Source organism: Streptomyces sp. NPDC087263, from assembly GCF_044744645.1.
GTDB lineage: Bacteria > Actinomycetota > Actinomycetes > Streptomycetales > Streptomycetaceae > Streptomyces.
On sequence record NZ_JBIUYT010000009.1, the window covers coordinates 246,778 to 261,907 of the forward strand.

Below are 15,130 nucleotides of genomic sequence, written 5' to 3' on the forward strand. Positions count from 1 at the left end.
TGGTGCGGGGCCCTGCGCCTCGTGGGGTTGCTGCCCGGCTGCCCGGCGAGAGGGGTGCGGAAGGCCCTGCGCCTCGCGCGTGGGAGGCTGCTTCCGGGCAGGTCGTTTGACGGGCCACCCCGAACCTGAACCCCGGGGTGACCCGAATGGCAGATTGTGCCACAGAGGCATAACCTGCCGTTCGTGACCGGTACCGAACCTGTGGCCCGGGCCTCAGCGGACGCGGCGGCCCCAGTGGCCTCGGCCTCCGACGGTCCGGCATCCGAGGAACGTCCCGCCAGCGCCCCTACTCGCCGGACCTCCGGCAATCGCGCGGCCCCGAGTTCCTCGCCCGACGGCCAGGCTCCCTCGCTGATCGAGCGGCGCAAGGCCGCCACCCGCATGGACATCGCCCGCGCCGCAGCCGGGCTCATCATGCGCAACGGCCTGCGTGCCACCCGCGCCGAGGACATCGCCCGCGACGCCGGCATCGCTCCGCGCACCTTCTACCGCTACTTCGCGAACAAGGAGGAGTCCCTCGGCCCCCTCTTCGCCGCGGGTGCCCAGAAATGGGCTGAGACGGTCCGCGACGCCCCGGCCCACCTGACCGTCCCCGAGGCCCTCCATCACGCGGTCGTCCAGACGATGACACCCGGGGTCGGGGTGCGCGCGGAGTCCCTGCAGTGGGTCCGCTCCCTGCTCCGGCTGGCCGAGGGGAGCCCGGCCCTGCTGAGGGTGTGGGGCGAGGCGTGCCATACCGCGGAGCGGACACTGGCGGCGGTGCTGGGGGCGCGGGCCGCCACCGCGCGGCGTGGGGATGGAGGCGCACCCGGTTCCCGGCCGCCCGGCGGTCCCTTGCCGCCGCTCTCTCCCGAGATCCGACTCGGCGCCGCCCTGGCCGGCGCGGCGGTGCGCGTCGCGGTGGAGGCGTGGGCCGCCGGCGACGACCCGGCAGACGGACCGGCCGGTCCCGTCGCGCTCGCGGTGCGCAACCTCGGTTCCCTTCGCGACTTTCCGTGGCACACCGGGTGACCGACGGAGGCGTGGCGCACCCGGTGTGCCACGGTGGCGCCACCCGGCGCCATCCTGAGCTCTAAGAAGCGTATGAGCGCGCGTGGCGCCATCTTCACTCAAATAGGTGCCAGTGAGTTTTCGCAGGTCGGATGGGTCATTCCATCTTGCTGCCCCCGAGGTGTCGCCCTGCCGCTTGCGCGTGGCACCACCGTGGTGCCACTATGGCGTCATGGACCTCACTCCGTATGTCGACACCCTCCGCCGCGAACTCGCGGTGGCCGCCGAAGCCGGCGGCGACGAAGCCCGTGAGCTGGCAGAGAGGCTCACCGCTCCCCTGGAGTCGGCGACCCGGCTGATCATGCTCAATGTGCTCTCCGCCGCGACGGACGAGATCACCCGCGAACTCGCCCCCGGCTCGGTCGACGTACGGCTGCGGGGGCTCGACCCCGACTTCGTGGTGACACTGCCGCCCATCGACCACGGCGTTCCCCCGGGGTCGGCCGAGGCCGTCGAAGCACTCAGGGCCCCGGCTCCGGTCGACGGCGACGAGGGCGGCACCGCCCGCGTCAACCTGCGCCTGCCGGCCCACCTCAAGGCCCGCGCCGAAGAGGCCGCGACCCGCGAGGGCCTGTCGGTCAACGCGTGGCTGGTGCGTGCGGTGTCGGCCGCGGTCGACGGCGGCACCCGACCGCGTACGACGGAGAAGACCCAGACCGTCGGACAGAGCATCACGGGCTGGGTGCGCTAACCGCTCCCCTGCCGCACCGCTCCCCTGCCGCACCGCTTCATCACCCACACCACTTCACCTGCACCACGTCCCACCAGCGGGGACGCCCTGAAGACCCAAGAGGACGGGACAGCCATGCCTTCTTTCGACACTCCCGAACCGATTTCGGTCACCGCCCACGTGGGCGCCGGTTCCCTCCGGTTCACCGCGAGTGACCGCACCGACACCGTGGTCGAGGTACGGCCCGGCAGCCCCAAGCGGGACAAGGACGTGCGGGCCGCCGAGCAGACCGAGGTCACCTACGTGAACGGCGTCCTGACCATCAGGACGAAGGAGCGCCGCTTCATCGGTCCCTCCGGCGTCGTCGACGTGACGGTCGACCTGCCTACGGGCTCGGGCATCGACGTCACCGGCTCCTGGGCCCAGGTGGTCGGCGAGGGTCGGCTCGGCGAGGCCCGGGTCAAGACCTCGGGCGGCGACGTCCGCCTGGACGCGACCGGGCCGCTCCACCTGACCGTCTCCCACGGCTCGGTCTTCGTCGACCGGATCGAGGGCGCGGCCGAGATCACCACCAGCTCCGGCAGCCTGCGCATCGGCACGGTCGACGGCCCCGCCACCCTGAAGAACTCGCACGGCGCCACGTCCGTCGCCGCCGTGACCGGCGACCTGCGGGCGAGCGGCGCCTACGGCGACATCGACATCCAGCGCGCCGAAGCCTCGGTCACAGCCACCACCGCCCACGGCGCCCTGCGCATCGCGGAAGTGGCCTCCGGCACCGTCCAGTTGGAGACGTCCTACGGCGCCATCGACATCGGCATTCGCCAGGGCACCGCCGCCTGGCTCGACGCCAGCGCCGAGCGTGGGCAGGTGCACAACACGCTCGCCGAGTCCGCGCCTCCGGCGGAGACCGAGAACACCGTCGAGGTCCGCGCCAGGACCCGCTGGGGCAACATCGACATCCGCCGCGCCAAGGCCTGACTCCCCCAACTCCCGCCGATCCCCCTTCCCTTCACTTCACTCACCGAGCCGGAGGGCCCCATGCCTTCATCTGTCATGCCCACGTCCATGCGGAGCGGCGGTCAGCCGTCACCGGCCGCCGTCTCCACCATCGGGCTGCGCAAGTCGTACGGCGACAAGACCGTCCTCGACGGCGTCGATCTGCGCATCCCGGCCGGGTCGGTGTTCGCGCTGCTCGGCCCGAACGGTGCCGGCAAGACCACCGCCGTGAAGATCCTCTCCACCCTCATCACCGCCGACGGCGGGCAGGCCCAGGTCGCGGGCCACGACATCGCCACATCACCGGACGGGGTGCGGGCCGCGATCGGTGTCACCGGCCAGTTCTCCGCCGTCGACGGTCTGATCACCGGCGAGGAGAACATGCTCCTCATGGCCGACCTGCACCACCTGCCCAAGGGGGAGGGGCGCCGGGTCACCGCCGAGTTGCTGGAGCGCTTCGATCTCACCGAAGCCGCGACAAAGCCCGCCTCCACCTACTCCGGCGGTATGAAGCGCCGCCTCGACATCGCCATGACGCTGGTCGGCAACCCGCGGATCATCTTCCTCGACGAACCGACCACCGGCCTCGACCCCCGCAGTCGCCACAACATGTGGCAGATCATCCGCGAACTCGTCTCCGACGGCGTCACCGTCTTCCTCACCACCCAGTACCTGGAAGAAGCCGACGAACTCGCCGACCGCATCGCCGTGTTGAACGACGGCAGGATCGCCGCCGAGGGCACCGCCGAAGAGCTCAAGCGGCTCATCCCCGGCGGACACGTCCGACTCCGCTTCACCGACCCCACCGCCTACCAGTCCGCCGCCACCGCCCTGCGCGAGACCTCACGCGACGACGAAGCACTCTCCCTGACCATCCCCAGCGACGGCAGCCAGCGCGAACTGCGCTCCATCCTCGACCGGCTGGACGCATCCGGCATCGAGGCGGACGAACTGACCGTCCACACCCCCGACCTCGACGACGTCTTCTTCGCCCTCACCGGCCCCACCACCCTCCCCAACCAGCCCAACCAGCCCAAGGAGAACGTCCGATGAGCACCCTCTCCCTCGCCGTACGCGACTCCACCACCATGCTCCGCCGCAACCTCCTGCACGCCCGCCGCTACCCCTCCCTCACCCTGAACGTGCTGCTCACGCCGATCATGCTGCTCCTGCTCTTCGTCTACATCTTCGGAGATGTGATGAGCGCCGGCATCGGGGACGGCGGGGCGGACCGGTCCGCGTACATCGCGTATCTCGTCCCCGGCATCCTGATGATGACCATCGGCGGCACCACGATCGGCACCGCGGTGTCCGTCTCCATGGACATGTCCGAGGGGATCATCGCCCGCTTCCGTACGCTCGCGATCCACCGTGGGTCCGTGATCATCGGGCACGTCGTCGGCAGCGTGTTGCAGTGCATCGCCAGCGTGGTCCTCGTCGGCGCCGTCGGTGTGGCCATCGGCTTCCGGTCCACGGACGCCACGGTCCTGGAGTGGATCGCGGCCTTCGGACTGCTCGTCCTCTTCGCCCTGGCACTCACCTGGATCGCGGTCGGAATGGGCCTGATCAGCCCGAACGCCGAGGCGGCCAGCAACAACGCGCTGCCGCTGATCTTCCTGCCGCTCATCTCCAGCACCTTCGTCCCGGTCGACGCGATGCCGGGCTGGTTCCAGCCGATCGCCGAGTACCAGCCCTTCACCCCGGCCATCGAGACCCTGCGCGGGCTGCTCCTCGGCACCGAGATCGGCAACAACGGCTGGCTCGCCATCGCCTGGTGCCTCGCGCTGACCGTGCTCGGCTACTTCTGGTCGAAGGCGTCGTTCAACCGCGACCCGAAGTAGCAGGTATGAGCGCGAGAGCTGCGCCCCGCAGTTCGTCCCGTCCCGTTGATCCCCGGTCTCCGCTCAGCCCGATGCCCCACTCACCCCCCACCCGGGCGGCCGCCCTCCGCCTCCCCGTCCGCCGCTCGCGTCAACCGCGTCCCCAACTCCTGTAGACACCGCACGAGTTCCGCCGGCTCCCGCACCGTGAACTCGCAGTCGACCATCGCGAGCCGCACCGCGAGCCACTCCACGGAGTCCCCGGCGGAGGAACGCAGCCGACAGCTGTGGTCGTCGATCGGTTCGGGCGCCCCGAGCCAGGCGGGCAGCCGTGCGGCGACGAACATGGCCGACGCGGCGAAGGTGACGTCGAAGTCGTACGTCTCCTGACGCCGGTACATCGACTGCCGCAGATACTCCGCCGCATTCCCCGTCGGCAACTCGCGCGGAGCGAACCGCGCCCCGGTCGCGAAGGGTTCGGCCACCCGGTCGACGCGGAACGTACGCCAGTCCTCGCGGTCGAGGTCGTACGCGACGAGGTACCAGCGACGGCCGGTGGAGACGAGGCGGTACGGCTCGGTCAGGCGGCGCGAGGGTGTTCCGTCCCCGGAGCGGTACGCGAACCGCAGCCGCTCCCGGCCGGCCACGGTCGAGGCCATCACGGTCAGCGTCTCGGGCGCGATACTCGCTCCGTCGCCGCTGGTGAGCGCGGTGGTCGCCGCCTGCAAGGTGGACACCCGATGCCGCAGCCGGGACGGCAGCACCTGCTCCAGTTTCGCGAGGGCCCGTACGGAGGCCTCCTCGATGCCCTCGACCGCGTGGCCGGCGCCGGCCCGCAGCCCCACCGCGATCGCCACCGCCTCCTCGTCGTCGAGCACGAGGGGCGGCATCGCCTTCCCCGCCACCAGCCGGTACCCGCCGTCGGCGCCCTTGGTCGCCTGCACCGGGTAGCCCAGTTCGCGGAGCCGGTCGATGTCCCGCCGGACGGTACGACGGGACACTCCGAGCCGCTCGGACAGCTCACCGCCGGGCCACTCGCGGGGCGTCTGGAGGAGAGAGAGGAGCTGGAGAAGCCTGGCCGGTGTGTCGGTGGTCATGTCCTCGCCCCTGTCGTCCTGTCCGGGCCTGCGCAGGCCTTCGCCCCGGTCTTTATTTCCACGCCCGCGTAGGCCTTCGCCCTGGTCTTCATTTCCGCGCCCGCGTAGGTCGGTGCTGCCGTCGTCATGTTTCTCAGAGTGCCGTACAACTAGGACACGATCTGACCTAATCGGGTCCTACTTTCGATGCATGACCTCCACCGAGACCCTTCTCGACAGCCCGGCCCCAGCGGCCGACCGACGCCGTTGGTTCGCACTCGCGATCGTGATGACAGCGGCCTTCATGGACCTCGTCGACGTCACGATCGTCAACATCGCGATTCCGTCGATCCGGCGGGAGGCGGGCGCCTCGGTCAGCCAGATCCAGTGGATCACGGCGGGTTACGCGTTGGCCTTCGCCACCGGGCTCATCACCGGCGGGCGGCTCGGCGACATCCACGGACGTAAGCGGCTCTTCCTGGTCGGCATTGGCGGATTCACGATCGCGTCGGCTCTGTGCGGCTTCGCCGCGAACCCCGAGATGCTCGTCGCCTCCCGCATCCTCCAGGGCGGGATGGCCGCGATGATGGTGCCGCAGGTGCTGTCGATCGTGCACGCGACCTTCCCGGCGCATGAGAGGGGGAAGGTGTTCGGGCTGTTCGGCGCGGTCGTGGGACTGGGTGCCGTGTCCGGGCCGCTCCTCGGCGCGCTGCTCACCGAGTGGAACCTGTTCGGTCTCGAATGGCGGCCGATCTTCCTCATCAACCTTCCGGTCGGTATCGCGGGCCTGATCCTGGGCCGTCGCTTCATCACCGAGTCCAAGGCCCCGCGGGCCCTCAAGCTCGACCTCGTCGGTGTCGCCCTCGTCGCGCTCGGCATGCTGATGCTGATCTACCCGTTGACGCGGGGCGAGGAGCTGGACTGGCCGCTGTGGGGGTACGTGTCGATGGTCGGCGCCCTCGTCGTCTTCGCGGCGCTGGTGGCGTACGAGAAGCGGAAGGCGCGGGTCGACGGTTCGCCGCTCGTCGAGCTCTCCCTCTTCAAGGTGAAGAGCTTCGCGGCGGGCATCGCCGTACAGACCGTCTTCGGGGTCGCGCTCGGCATCTTCTTCCTGGTCTGGACGCTCTACATGCAGACCGGTCTGGGCTGGAGCCCGCTGCGGGCCGGCCTGACCGGGGTTCCGTTCTCCATCGCGGTCTCGGCGGCGGCGGGGATGTCGGTGCAGCTGCTCGTCCCGCGCTTCGGGCGCAAGGTTCTCCAGGCGGGTGCGCTGCTCATGGCGGCCGGTGTACTCCTCTACATCTGGGAGTCCGAGCGGTACGGCATGTCCATCGCCTCCTGGCAGATGGCGCTTCCCCTGGTGGTCATGGGCGCGGGGATGGGCTTCATCGTGGCGCCGCTGACGGACGCGGTGCTGTCGGAGGTGCCGCGTGAGCACGCCGGTTCGGCGTCCGGGCTCATCAACACCGTGCAGCAGATGGGCAACGCGCTGGGTCTCGGCCTGGTGTCCGTCGTCTTCTTCGGCACGATGGGGGAGCGGCTGACCTCGGCCGAGGTGGGCCCGGCCTTCGTGAACGCCTTCGAGCACGCGTTGGGCTGGGTCGCGGCGGTGATGACGGCGATCTTCCTGCTGATGTTCGCGCTGCCGAAGCGGCCGGGGCAGCATGTGGAGGGCGCGGAGGACGTGGAGGGCGCGGGGGGCCCGTCGTCCGAAGAGGTCACGAAGGAGCCCGAGCTCGTTTCGTGAACCAAGACCGAAGGGGCCCGGCACTCCACGTGCCGGGCCCCTTGCGTTGTCCCGGTTGTGTTGCCCTCGGCAACCGAAGTCCGTTCATGCCCGGATCGCGCCCGTACCTGTTTACTTTGCGGAAATCCGGGCGTAGCCTCCGATTGAAACCACAGGTTCGGGCATGACTCGGAGGTGAACGGACATGTACGCACCGGAGCGGCAGCAGGAGATCCTCCGGCTCGCCCGTGACGGCGGCCGGGTGGACGTGGTGTCACTGGCCGAGGAGTTCCAGGTCACCGCGGAGACCATCCGCCGGGACCTGAAGACGCTGGACCGCGCGGGCCTCGTACGCCGGGTGCACGGTGGCGCGATACCGGCCGGGCGGCTGGACTTCGAGCCCGACCTCGCCGAGCGCGAGTACACGGCGGCCGACGAGAAGGACCGCGTCGCCCAGGCCGCCGTCGCCGAACTGCCGCAGGACGGCACGGTGATCCTGGACGCCGGATCGACGATCGCCCGGCTCGCCGGCGCGGTCCCGCTGGAGGCGACGCTCACCGTCGTCACCCACAGCCTGCCGATCGCGGCCCGCCTCGCGGACCACCCCGGCATCCAACTCCACCTCGTCGGGGGGCGCGTGAGGCACCGTACGCGCGCCGCCGTGGACGCCTGGGCGCTCCGCGCGTACAGCGAGATCCGCGCCGACGTCCTCTTCATCGCGGCCAACGGCTTCTCCGTCTCGTACGGACTGACCACCCCCGACCTCGCCGAGGCCGCCGTCAAACGCGCCACCATGCGCGCCGCGCGCCGTGTGGTGCTGCTCGCCGACTCCTCCAAACACGGCCAGGAGCACTTCGCCCGCTTCGGCGACCTGAGCGATGTGGACCTGCTGATCACCGACCGCGGGCTGAGCCCGGACAACGCCACCGCCATCGAACGCGGCGGCACCGAAGTGCTGTGTGTCTAGAGCGCTCTGCTTTCTGAGGCGCTGTGTGTATTGAGCGGCAAGCGGCAAGCGGCACGTGGTACGTGGTACGTGGCCTCTGTGTGTTGAGAAACGAGTGCGCATGATCCTCACCGTCACCCCCAACCCCTCCCTCGACCGTACGTACGAGGTCCCGTCGCTCGACCGCGGCGAGGTCATCCGGGCCACCGGCGAACGCATGGACCCGGGCGGCAAGGGCGTGAACGTCTCGCGCGCGGTCGCAGCCGCCGGGCAGCGCACGATCGCCGTCCTGCCCCTGGGTGGTGCGCCCGGCGCACTCGTCGCCGCCCTGCTCGACGCGCAGGGCATCGAGGTCGCGCCGGTCCCGATAGCCGGAGCCACCCGCTCGAACATCTCGGTCGCCGAACCCGACGGCACCCTGACGAAGATCAACGCGCCCGGCCCGGAACTCTCCGCCACCGAGGCCGAACTCCTCCTGGAAACCGTCCGCTCCCAGTACCGCTCCGGCGAGACCGACTGGATCACCTGCTGCGGCAGCCTGCCGCGCGGGCTCGGGCCTTCCTGGTACGCCGATCTCGTCGCCCGTGCGCATGCGGCGGGCGCCCGGATCGCGCTGGACACCTCAGGTCCCGCGCTGCTCGCGGCGCTGCGCGAGCGGCCCGACGTGGTGAAGCCGAATGCGGAGGAGCTCGCGGAAGCCGTCGGGCGCCCCCTCACCACGGTGGGCGACGCGGTCAAGGCGGCCGAGGAGTTGCGCGAGCTGGGTGCGCGCGCCGTGCTCGCGAGCCTGGGCGCCGACGGTCAGTTGCTCGTGGACGGCGAGGGTGCCTGGTTCGCGAGCGCACGGGTGGACGGCGTACGCAGCAACGTGGGCGCCGGCGACTCCTCACTCGCCGGTTTCCTGATCGCGGGCGGCAGCGGCCCGAAGGCACTGGCCTCCGCCGTCGCCCACGGCGCCGCCGCCGTCCAACTCCCCGGCAGCGTCATGCCGGGCCCTGCCGACCTCGACCCCTCCGCCGTGACGGTCACCTCGGAGATCCCGGTGGACCGCGTACTGACGGAGCCGGCGTCATGACTGCACACCACACCCGGCCGACCGGCCCTGGACGCCCTGGCGGCGGGCGGGCGGGCTCCGTGCTCACGGGGGCCGAAGAGGCGGGCCGTGTGGTTACCGGCCCGGTGCTTACTGGCACCGTGCTTACCGGCTCCGTGCCTACCGGCCCGGGGTGGGTGGGTCACGTGGTCGCGGGCGGCGGGGAGGTGGGCTCTGTGCTTACCGGCGCTGCGTTTACCGGCCCGGGGTGGGTGGGCCGCGTACTCACCGGCGTTGGGTGGGTGGGCCGCGTACTCACCGGCCCCGTGCTCCCTGGCCCCGGGCAGGCGGGCTCCGTACCCACCGGCCCCGGACGCAGGGGTCCCGTACCCACCGGCCCCGGGCACAGGGGTCCCGTACCCACCGACCCGGTACTCACCGGCCTCGCACCCACCGTCTCCGTACTCACCCGCCCCGCATCCACCCGCCCCGCATCCACCCGCCCCGCATCCACCCGCCCCCAACCCCCTGAACCGGCCCCGAAGCGGCGGGGTTTCCCCGTCCCCGCCGCAGCCATACGACGACGGGGCCTGCCCGGTCCCGCCGCCGGGTGGAGGCAGGGCTCCCCCGGTCCCGCCTCCACCACCCGGCCGGCACCTCACCTGAGGTTTGTCCCCGCCCCCGCCCCCGTACGCATACGCATACGCATACTCACACCCGCACTCACCCCCGTCCCCGCCCCCGCCCATGACGTCCCCCGGGCGATACGCGTGCGAAGGAGCCCGCGATGAGCGAGATGATCACCGCGGACCTGGTCGACCTCGACCTGTCCGCCGACACGAAGGAAGCGGCGGCACGAGCCCTCGCCGAGCGCATGGTGGGCCTGGGCCGGGTGACCGACCTCGACGGCTTCCTCGCCGACGTGGCCGCCCGTGAGGCCCAGATGCCGACCGGCCTCGACGGCGGCATCGGCATCCCGCACTGCCGCAGCGAACACGTCACCGAGCCGACGCTCGCCTTCGGGCGCAGCGCGGCCGGGGTCGACTTCGGCGCGCCGGACGGCCCCGCCGACCTGATCTTCCTGATCGCCGCTCCCGCGGGCGCGGACGACGCCCACCTCACGATGCTGTCGTCCCTGGCCAGGCATCTGATGAACGCCGAGTTCACGACCGCGCTGCGGTCGGTGGACGACGCGGCGGCTGCGGCCGCGCTCATCCGCGGGGACGAGCCCGAGGCGGCAGCCGCCGCCTCCCATAACTCCGACAACTCCGATGACTCCGATGACTCCGCGGCGGAGTCGAACGCGGCGGCCTCCGCCGACCCCGCCACGGACGGCGCGGCCCCGGCGCCGGGTGCGACCGTCGATGACGGATCCGCCCCGGCGCCGGGCGCCACCGCCACCTCCGACGAGCGCCCGTTCCGTATCGTCGCCGTCACCTCCTGCCCCACCGGCATCGCGCACACGTACATGGCGGCCGAGTCGCTGGAGAACGCGGGACGCGAGGCCGGTGTCGAACTCGTCGTCGAGCCGCAGGGCTCGGCCGGTTTCACCCGGCTCGACCCGGCGCTCATCGCGGCGGCCGACGGCGTGATCTTCGCGCACGACGTGCCCGTACGGGAAAAGGACCGCTTCGCCGGGAAGCCGACCGTCGACGTCGGTGTGAAGGCGGGCATCAACCGCCCCGCCGAGCTGATCTCCGAGGTCCGCGGCAAGGCGGAGCGCGGCGAGGTCTCCGCGGGCTCCGCGCCCGGCACGCCGGTGGAGCGCACCGGCGAGTCCGGCGAGGGCTACGGCAGCAAGCTCCGCAAGTGGCTGATGAGCGGCGTGAGTTACATGGTGCCGTTCGTTGCCGCGGGCGGCCTGCTGATCGCCCTGGGTTTCGCGATCGGCGGCTACCAGGTCAACAAGGCGCCGTCCGTCATGGACCACTTCATGTGGCTGCAGGCGGACAGCTGGGGTGCGCTGTTCTTCCAGATCGGCGGCGTGGCCTTCGGCTTCCTGGTCCCCGTCCTCGCCGGCTACATCGCGTACGGCATGGCGGACCGGCCAGGTCTTGTCCCCGGCTTCGTCGGCGGCGCGATCTCCCTCACCATCAACGCGGGCTTCCTCGGCGGTCTTGCCGCCGGTCTCATCGCCGGTGCCGTGGTGCTCGCGATCCAGAAGGTCAGGATCCCGAAGGCGCTGCGCGGCATCATGCCGGTGGTGGTGATCCCGCTGATCTCCGCGGCGATCGTCGGGTTCCTGATGTTCGTGGTCATCGGCAAACCCATCGCCTCCGCGCAGAAGGGCATGACCGACTGGCTCAACGGCCTCACCGGCACCAACGCCATCCTGCTCGGCACCCTGCTCGGCCTGATGATGTGCTTCGACCTCGGCGGCCCGGTCAACAAGGTCGCGTACACCTTCGCCACGGCGGGCATCGCGGTCGCGAGCCCCAGCGACTCGGCGATGAAGATCATGGCCGCGGTGATGGCGGCCGGTATGGTCCCGCCGCTCGCCATGGCGCTGGCCACGACCGTTCGCGCCAAGCTCTTCACCCAGACCGAGCGCGAGAACGGCAAGGCAGCCTGGGTGCTTGGCGCCTCCTTCATCTCGGAGGGCGCGATCCCGTTCGCCGCGGCGGACCCGCTGCGGGTCATCCCGTCGTCCATGGTGGGCGGCGCGGTCACCGGCGCCCTGTCGATGGCGTTCGGCGCCACCCTGCGTGCCCCGCACGGTGGCATCTTCGTGGTCCCGCTGATCGGCAACCCGTTCCTCTATCTCGTCGCCATCGCCGCGGGCGTCTGCGTCACCACCGCCCTGGTGGTCGTCCTGAAGGGCATGCGCAGGCAGGCCCCCGAGGGCACGGGTACGGGGGTCGCCGACGCTCCGATATCGGGGAAGGCCGAGCACAAGGAGCCGGTGGCGGCCGCCTGAATCGCCAACCACCGGCCGCCTGCCCCTTGAGGAAGCCTGTGAGCAGTTCACCGCATCTGTGAGCCATTTATTGCATCTGTGAGCTGTTCGCCGCATCTGCGATATACGTCACGGTCCGGGACCAAAGTCCCGGACCCTGGTGTCTACTGGGGAGTATGCCCGAGCAAGTGTCGATCCTTCAGCTCACAGGTGCGGCCGCCCTCGCCCTGGCGACGGTCATCTGGGTTGTCGGGCTGGTACGCCTCCTGCGCGGAGGCCGGGGCCGTGACCGCTCGGAAGTCGCGGTCCAGCGCCACGGCGACGCGCTCCGGCGCCACGGCGACGCGCTCCGGCGCCACGGTGACGCGGTCCAGCCTCACGGTGACGCGGTCCATTCTCACGGCGACGCGCTCCGGGCGATGCCCCGCCAACGACGGTCCGGTCCCGACACGGCGCCCGTCGAACTGACCCCGCAGGAGCACGCGGCTTTTGCCGGTCTTGTACGTCAGTTCAGCGAAAGCCGTCCGTAGACGGCCTCCGGTGACCCACTGACTCCGTGGGTGTCAGTTGAGCCGAGCCGCGAGCCGCTCCATCGCGTCACGCGCCGCGCCCTCCGTGGCGTACACCTCGCACATGTGCCGCCGGTCGGGCGTCGCCGTGTGCTCGACCTCCCACAGGGAGATCTCCTGCCCGTCACGCAGCAGGAACGCGTGCTCGTAGAGCGAGAAGGACATCCCCGGCCGGCCTGTCCGGCAGGGGCGGCCGAAGGCCTGGGTGATCTGGTGCGCGCACGCCTCGCGTGTCAGCAGCGCTGCGATGTCGGCCTCCGGCTGATCCGGATTCTCCGCCCGGCGTAACAGCCTTCGTGCGTGATCCGCCGAGTCGTCGGGCACGTACTCGTGGCGCGGCTCCGGGAACGGCGACAGGTGTACGAGCACGGCCAGTTCGAAGTCCGGTGTGTCCGCGGGCAGCGGCAGCCGGTCCGTGGCGGCGCGCAGCTCCTCGTCGTCGACGTACACCTCGTGCTCCGGATCGCTGCCGGGTGCCGTGTTGTGCACCAGCTCCCACAGGGTGACCGCCGAGCCGTCGGCGAGCAGCCACGTGTGTCGGTACGTCTCGCGATGCAGCCCCGCGCTGTGGTGCGCGGAGTGCAGCGAACTGTCGTGCGCCAGCGCACAGTCGAGCCGCCGTATCGTCTCGTCCGGCAGGTCGAAGGAATTCAGGGCACGACCAAGGAGTCGCGCGAGATGCTCCTCCGGAGACTCGGGCGACTCGGGTGGTTCGTACGCTGCTGTCTCGTACGGAACGCTCAAGGTTTCTCCCGGCGTTGCTGCATGTCACCTTGTGGGTGCATACCGTAGCCCCTCGATCGGACATCATGTCCGCGAACCGAGAAAACGTACGGCCGGAAAACGGGCAGGCCGCGCGGCAAGTTCCCGCACGACCCACCCGCGAGGCAAAAAGCCCTCGTCAGACGGTACTTCCGGTGGTCCAGGAGCTCCACGACATGTTCCAGCCGTTGAGCCCGTTGTCCGGCGCGACGGTCTTGTCGGGGGAGTTCTTGACGATCACGACGTCCCCGACGAGGGAGTTGTCGTAGAACCACTTGGCGCTGGTGTCCCCTTGTGCGCCCTGCACATCGGCGAGCCCCACACAACCGTGGCTGGTGCCCTCCCGGCCGAAGGGTGGATTGCCCTTGCTGTACCAGTAGTTGCCGTGAATGAACGTCCCCGAAGTCGTCAGGCGCATCGCGTGCGGCACATCCGGGATGTCGTACTCGCCGCCGTAACCGACCGTCGATCCGTTCATCCGCGTCTGCACGAACTTCTCCGAGATCACCATCTGCCCGTTGTACGTCGTGTGGTCCGGGCTGCCCGCCGAGATCGGGACCTTCTTGAGGGTCTTTCCGTCCCGTACGACCGTCATGGTCTGCGTGTTGACGTCGACCGTGGACACCTGGGAACGCCCGATGGTGAAGGTGACGGTCTTCTTCTGCACCCCGTAGACGCCGTTCGCGCCCTCGACTCCGTCCAGGTCGATCTTCATCGTGACCTTGGAACCGGCCTTCCAGTACTCCTCGGGCCGGAAGTCGAGCCGCTGCGTCCCGAACCAGTGCCCCACCACCTGCTGCCCGCTGCTGGAGGACACCGTGATGTGCGACTGCACGGCCTCCTTGTCGCTGATCACCTTGTCGAAGTTGAACGAGACCGGCATCCCGACGCCGACCTTGGTGCCGTTGTCGGGCGTGTACGTGCCGATGAAGCTGTTGCTCGAGGTGACCGTCGTGAAGATGGAGTTGGCCGCGGCGGTGCGCCCACTCGCGTCCTTCGCCGTGGCCGATATCTGATATTTCGTCCCGCGCTCCAACTGCTCCTTCGGCGTCCAGGACCGGCCGTCCGCGGATATCGCCCCGGCTACGGCCGCCCCCGTCCCGGACACCGTCATCTTCACGTCGGTGAGCTTGCCGTTGCTGACCTTCACGCCGGTCGCATTGATCGACGCGCCCGTCGAACCGTCCTTGGCCGAGATGACCAGGGTCGCCGTGGACGACTTGGCCGAACTCGCGCCGCTCCCCGCGTCCTTGCCGTCCTTGCTGTCCGCTTTCGCGCTGCCACCGCAGGCGGTGAGGGTGAGGGCGCCGACCACCAGGGCGGCACAGGCCCCCAGTGCGCGCCGCGCAGTTTTGTCCGGCGTTGCCACGGGCTGCTCCAGATTCTCGTGATGTGGGTGATCCGCTCCACTACGTCGAGAAAGAGCGAGCGGCGGCGGGAAGGGTTCCCTCCGTCCGCCGTGAACGCCATCACGTGACAGAACCGCGACAATCCCCCAAGCCCTGGCGACAAAACCCAACGCGGAAATCCCGGCCCGCCCCGGCCCCACCGCCCTGCCGCCCTGCCGCCCTCCACGTTTCGCGCCT

Annotated in this window: 14 protein-coding genes; 9 read left to right on the plus strand and 5 right to left on the minus strand. The window is 70.4% G+C overall.

Annotated elements, in window-relative coordinates; genetic code table 11:
* The first annotated feature begins 183 nt into the window (after nt 1–183).
* The 5 genes from ACIPC1_RS28595 to ACIPC1_RS28615 all read left to right on the plus strand — a co-directional run bounded on the left by ACIPC1_RS28595 (nt 184) and on the right by ACIPC1_RS28615 (nt 4,557).
* Nucleotides 184–1,011 carry a TetR/AcrR family transcriptional regulator gene (locus ACIPC1_RS28595; RefSeq protein ID WP_402521921.1) on the plus strand — a complete coding sequence of 276 codons (828 nt, stop codon included), beginning with the start codon at nt 184–186 and terminating at the stop codon, nt 1,009–1,011.
* 211 nt (nt 1,012–1,222) lie between these two features.
* A complete protein-coding gene (locus ACIPC1_RS28600; protein ID WP_402521924.1) occupies nt 1,223–1,741 on the plus strand; it encodes a toxin-antitoxin system HicB family antitoxin in 519 nt (172 codons plus the stop codon).
* A 114-nt stretch (nt 1,742–1,855) separates the two neighbouring features.
* A complete protein-coding gene (locus ACIPC1_RS28605) occupies nt 1,856–2,698 on the plus strand; it encodes a DUF4097 family beta strand repeat-containing protein (protein WP_402521927.1) in 843 nt (280 codons plus the stop codon).
* A 60-nt stretch (nt 2,699–2,758) separates the two neighbouring features.
* Entirely contained in the window at nt 2,759–3,769 is a 1,011-nt protein-coding gene (locus ACIPC1_RS28610; RefSeq protein ID WP_402521930.1) for an ATP-binding cassette domain-containing protein, read from the plus strand.
* Nucleotides 3,766–4,557: an ABC transporter permease gene (locus ACIPC1_RS28615; RefSeq protein ID WP_402521933.1), complete on the plus strand. Its 792-nt coding sequence runs from the start codon at nt 3,766–3,768 to the stop codon at nt 4,555–4,557. The genes ACIPC1_RS28610 and ACIPC1_RS28615 overlap by 4 nt, the downstream gene beginning before the upstream one ends.
* Nucleotides 4,558–4,637: 80 nt before the next feature.
* On the opposite strand, the gene ACIPC1_RS28620 is transcribed toward ACIPC1_RS28615, so the two are convergent.
* Nucleotides 4,638–5,633 carry a helix-turn-helix transcriptional regulator gene (locus ACIPC1_RS28620; protein ID WP_402521936.1) on the minus strand — a complete coding sequence of 332 codons (996 nt, stop codon included), beginning with the start codon at nt 5,631–5,633 and terminating at the stop codon, nt 4,638–4,640.
* The gene (locus ACIPC1_RS28625) at nt 5,630–5,761 is read right to left on the minus strand and encodes a hypothetical protein (protein WP_402521939.1); all 132 of its coding nucleotides are present in this window, start codon (nt 5,759–5,761) and stop codon (nt 5,630–5,632) included. The genes ACIPC1_RS28620 and ACIPC1_RS28625 overlap by 4 nt, the downstream gene beginning before the upstream one ends.
* A 62-nt stretch (nt 5,762–5,823) precedes the next feature.
* Here ACIPC1_RS28625 and ACIPC1_RS28630 point away from each other — a divergent pair, with 62 nt between their 5' ends.
* The 4 genes from ACIPC1_RS28630 to ACIPC1_RS28645 all read left to right on the plus strand — a co-directional run bounded on the left by ACIPC1_RS28630 (nt 5,824) and on the right by ACIPC1_RS28645 (nt 12,234).
* On the plus strand, nt 5,824–7,359 hold the full coding sequence (locus ACIPC1_RS28630) for an MFS transporter (protein ID WP_402521942.1): 1,536 nt from the start codon (nt 5,824–5,826) through the stop codon (nt 7,357–7,359).
* A 184-nt stretch (nt 7,360–7,543) separates the two neighbouring features.
* Nucleotides 7,544–8,305, plus strand: coding sequence for a DeoR/GlpR family DNA-binding transcription regulator (locus tag ACIPC1_RS28635; RefSeq protein ID WP_402521945.1), 762 nt, complete (start codon nt 7,544–7,546; stop codon nt 8,303–8,305).
* Between the two features lie 100 nt (nt 8,306–8,405).
* A complete protein-coding gene (gene pfkB / locus ACIPC1_RS28640; RefSeq protein WP_402521948.1) occupies nt 8,406–9,359 on the plus strand; it encodes a 1-phosphofructokinase in 954 nt (317 codons plus the stop codon).
* Between the two features lie 745 nt (nt 9,360–10,104).
* On the plus strand, nt 10,105–12,234 hold the full coding sequence (locus ACIPC1_RS28645) for a fructose-specific PTS transporter subunit EIIC (protein WP_402521951.1): 2,130 nt from the start codon (nt 10,105–10,107) through the stop codon (nt 12,232–12,234).
* 143 nt (nt 12,235–12,377) lie between these two features.
* Here ACIPC1_RS28645 and ACIPC1_RS28650 read toward each other — a convergent pair whose 3' ends face one another.
* The 3 genes from ACIPC1_RS28650 to ACIPC1_RS28660 all read right to left on the minus strand — a co-directional run bounded on the left by ACIPC1_RS28650 (nt 12,378) and on the right by ACIPC1_RS28660 (nt 14,913).
* Nucleotides 12,378–12,593 (minus strand): hypothetical protein, encoded by a 216-nt coding sequence (locus ACIPC1_RS28650; protein ID WP_402521954.1) that lies wholly within the window; start codon nt 12,591–12,593, stop codon nt 12,378–12,380.
* A 183-nt stretch (nt 12,594–12,776) separates the two neighbouring features.
* Complete coding sequence (locus tag ACIPC1_RS28655; RefSeq protein ID WP_402521957.1) at nt 12,777–13,526, minus strand: DUF6227 family protein; 750 nt, start codon at nt 13,524–13,526, stop codon at nt 12,777–12,779.
* 157 nt (nt 13,527–13,683) lie between these two features.
* Nucleotides 13,684–14,913, minus strand: coding sequence for an Ig-like domain-containing protein (locus ACIPC1_RS28660; protein ID WP_402521960.1), 1,230 nt, complete (start codon nt 14,911–14,913; stop codon nt 13,684–13,686).
* Nucleotides 14,914–15,130: the final 217 nt, after the last annotated feature.

What these genes read in the sequence shown, in the direction of transcription:
- ACIPC1_RS28600 (WP_402521924.1), top strand. Translation starts at nt 1,223, where the DNA reads ATGGACCTCACTCCGTATGTCGACACCCTCCGCCGCGAACTCGCGGTG.
- ACIPC1_RS28605 (WP_402521927.1), top strand. Translation starts at nt 1,856, where the DNA reads ATGCCTTCTTTCGACACTCCCGAACCGATTTCGGTCACCGCCCACGTG.
- ACIPC1_RS28610 (WP_402521930.1), top strand. Translation starts at nt 2,759, where the DNA reads ATGCCTTCATCTGTCATGCCCACGTCCATGCGGAGCGGCGGTCAGCCG.
- ACIPC1_RS28615 (WP_402521933.1), top strand. Translation starts at nt 3,766, where the DNA reads ATGAGCACCCTCTCCCTCGCCGTACGCGACTCCACCACCATGCTCCGC.
- ACIPC1_RS28620 (WP_402521936.1), bottom strand. Translation starts at nt 5,633, where the DNA reads ATGACCACCGACACACCGGCCAGGCTTCTCCAGCTCCTCTCTCTCCTC.
- ACIPC1_RS28625 (WP_402521939.1), bottom strand. Translation starts at nt 5,761, where the DNA reads ATGACGACGGCAGCACCGACCTACGCGGGCGCGGAAATGAAGACCAGG.
- ACIPC1_RS28630 (WP_402521942.1), top strand. Translation starts at nt 5,824, where the DNA reads ATGACCTCCACCGAGACCCTTCTCGACAGCCCGGCCCCAGCGGCCGAC.
- ACIPC1_RS28635 (WP_402521945.1), top strand. Translation starts at nt 7,544, where the DNA reads ATGTACGCACCGGAGCGGCAGCAGGAGATCCTCCGGCTCGCCCGTGAC.
- pfkB (WP_402521948.1), top strand. Translation starts at nt 8,406, where the DNA reads ATGATCCTCACCGTCACCCCCAACCCCTCCCTCGACCGTACGTACGAG.
- ACIPC1_RS28645 (WP_402521951.1), top strand. Translation starts at nt 10,105, where the DNA reads ATGAGCGAGATGATCACCGCGGACCTGGTCGACCTCGACCTGTCCGCC.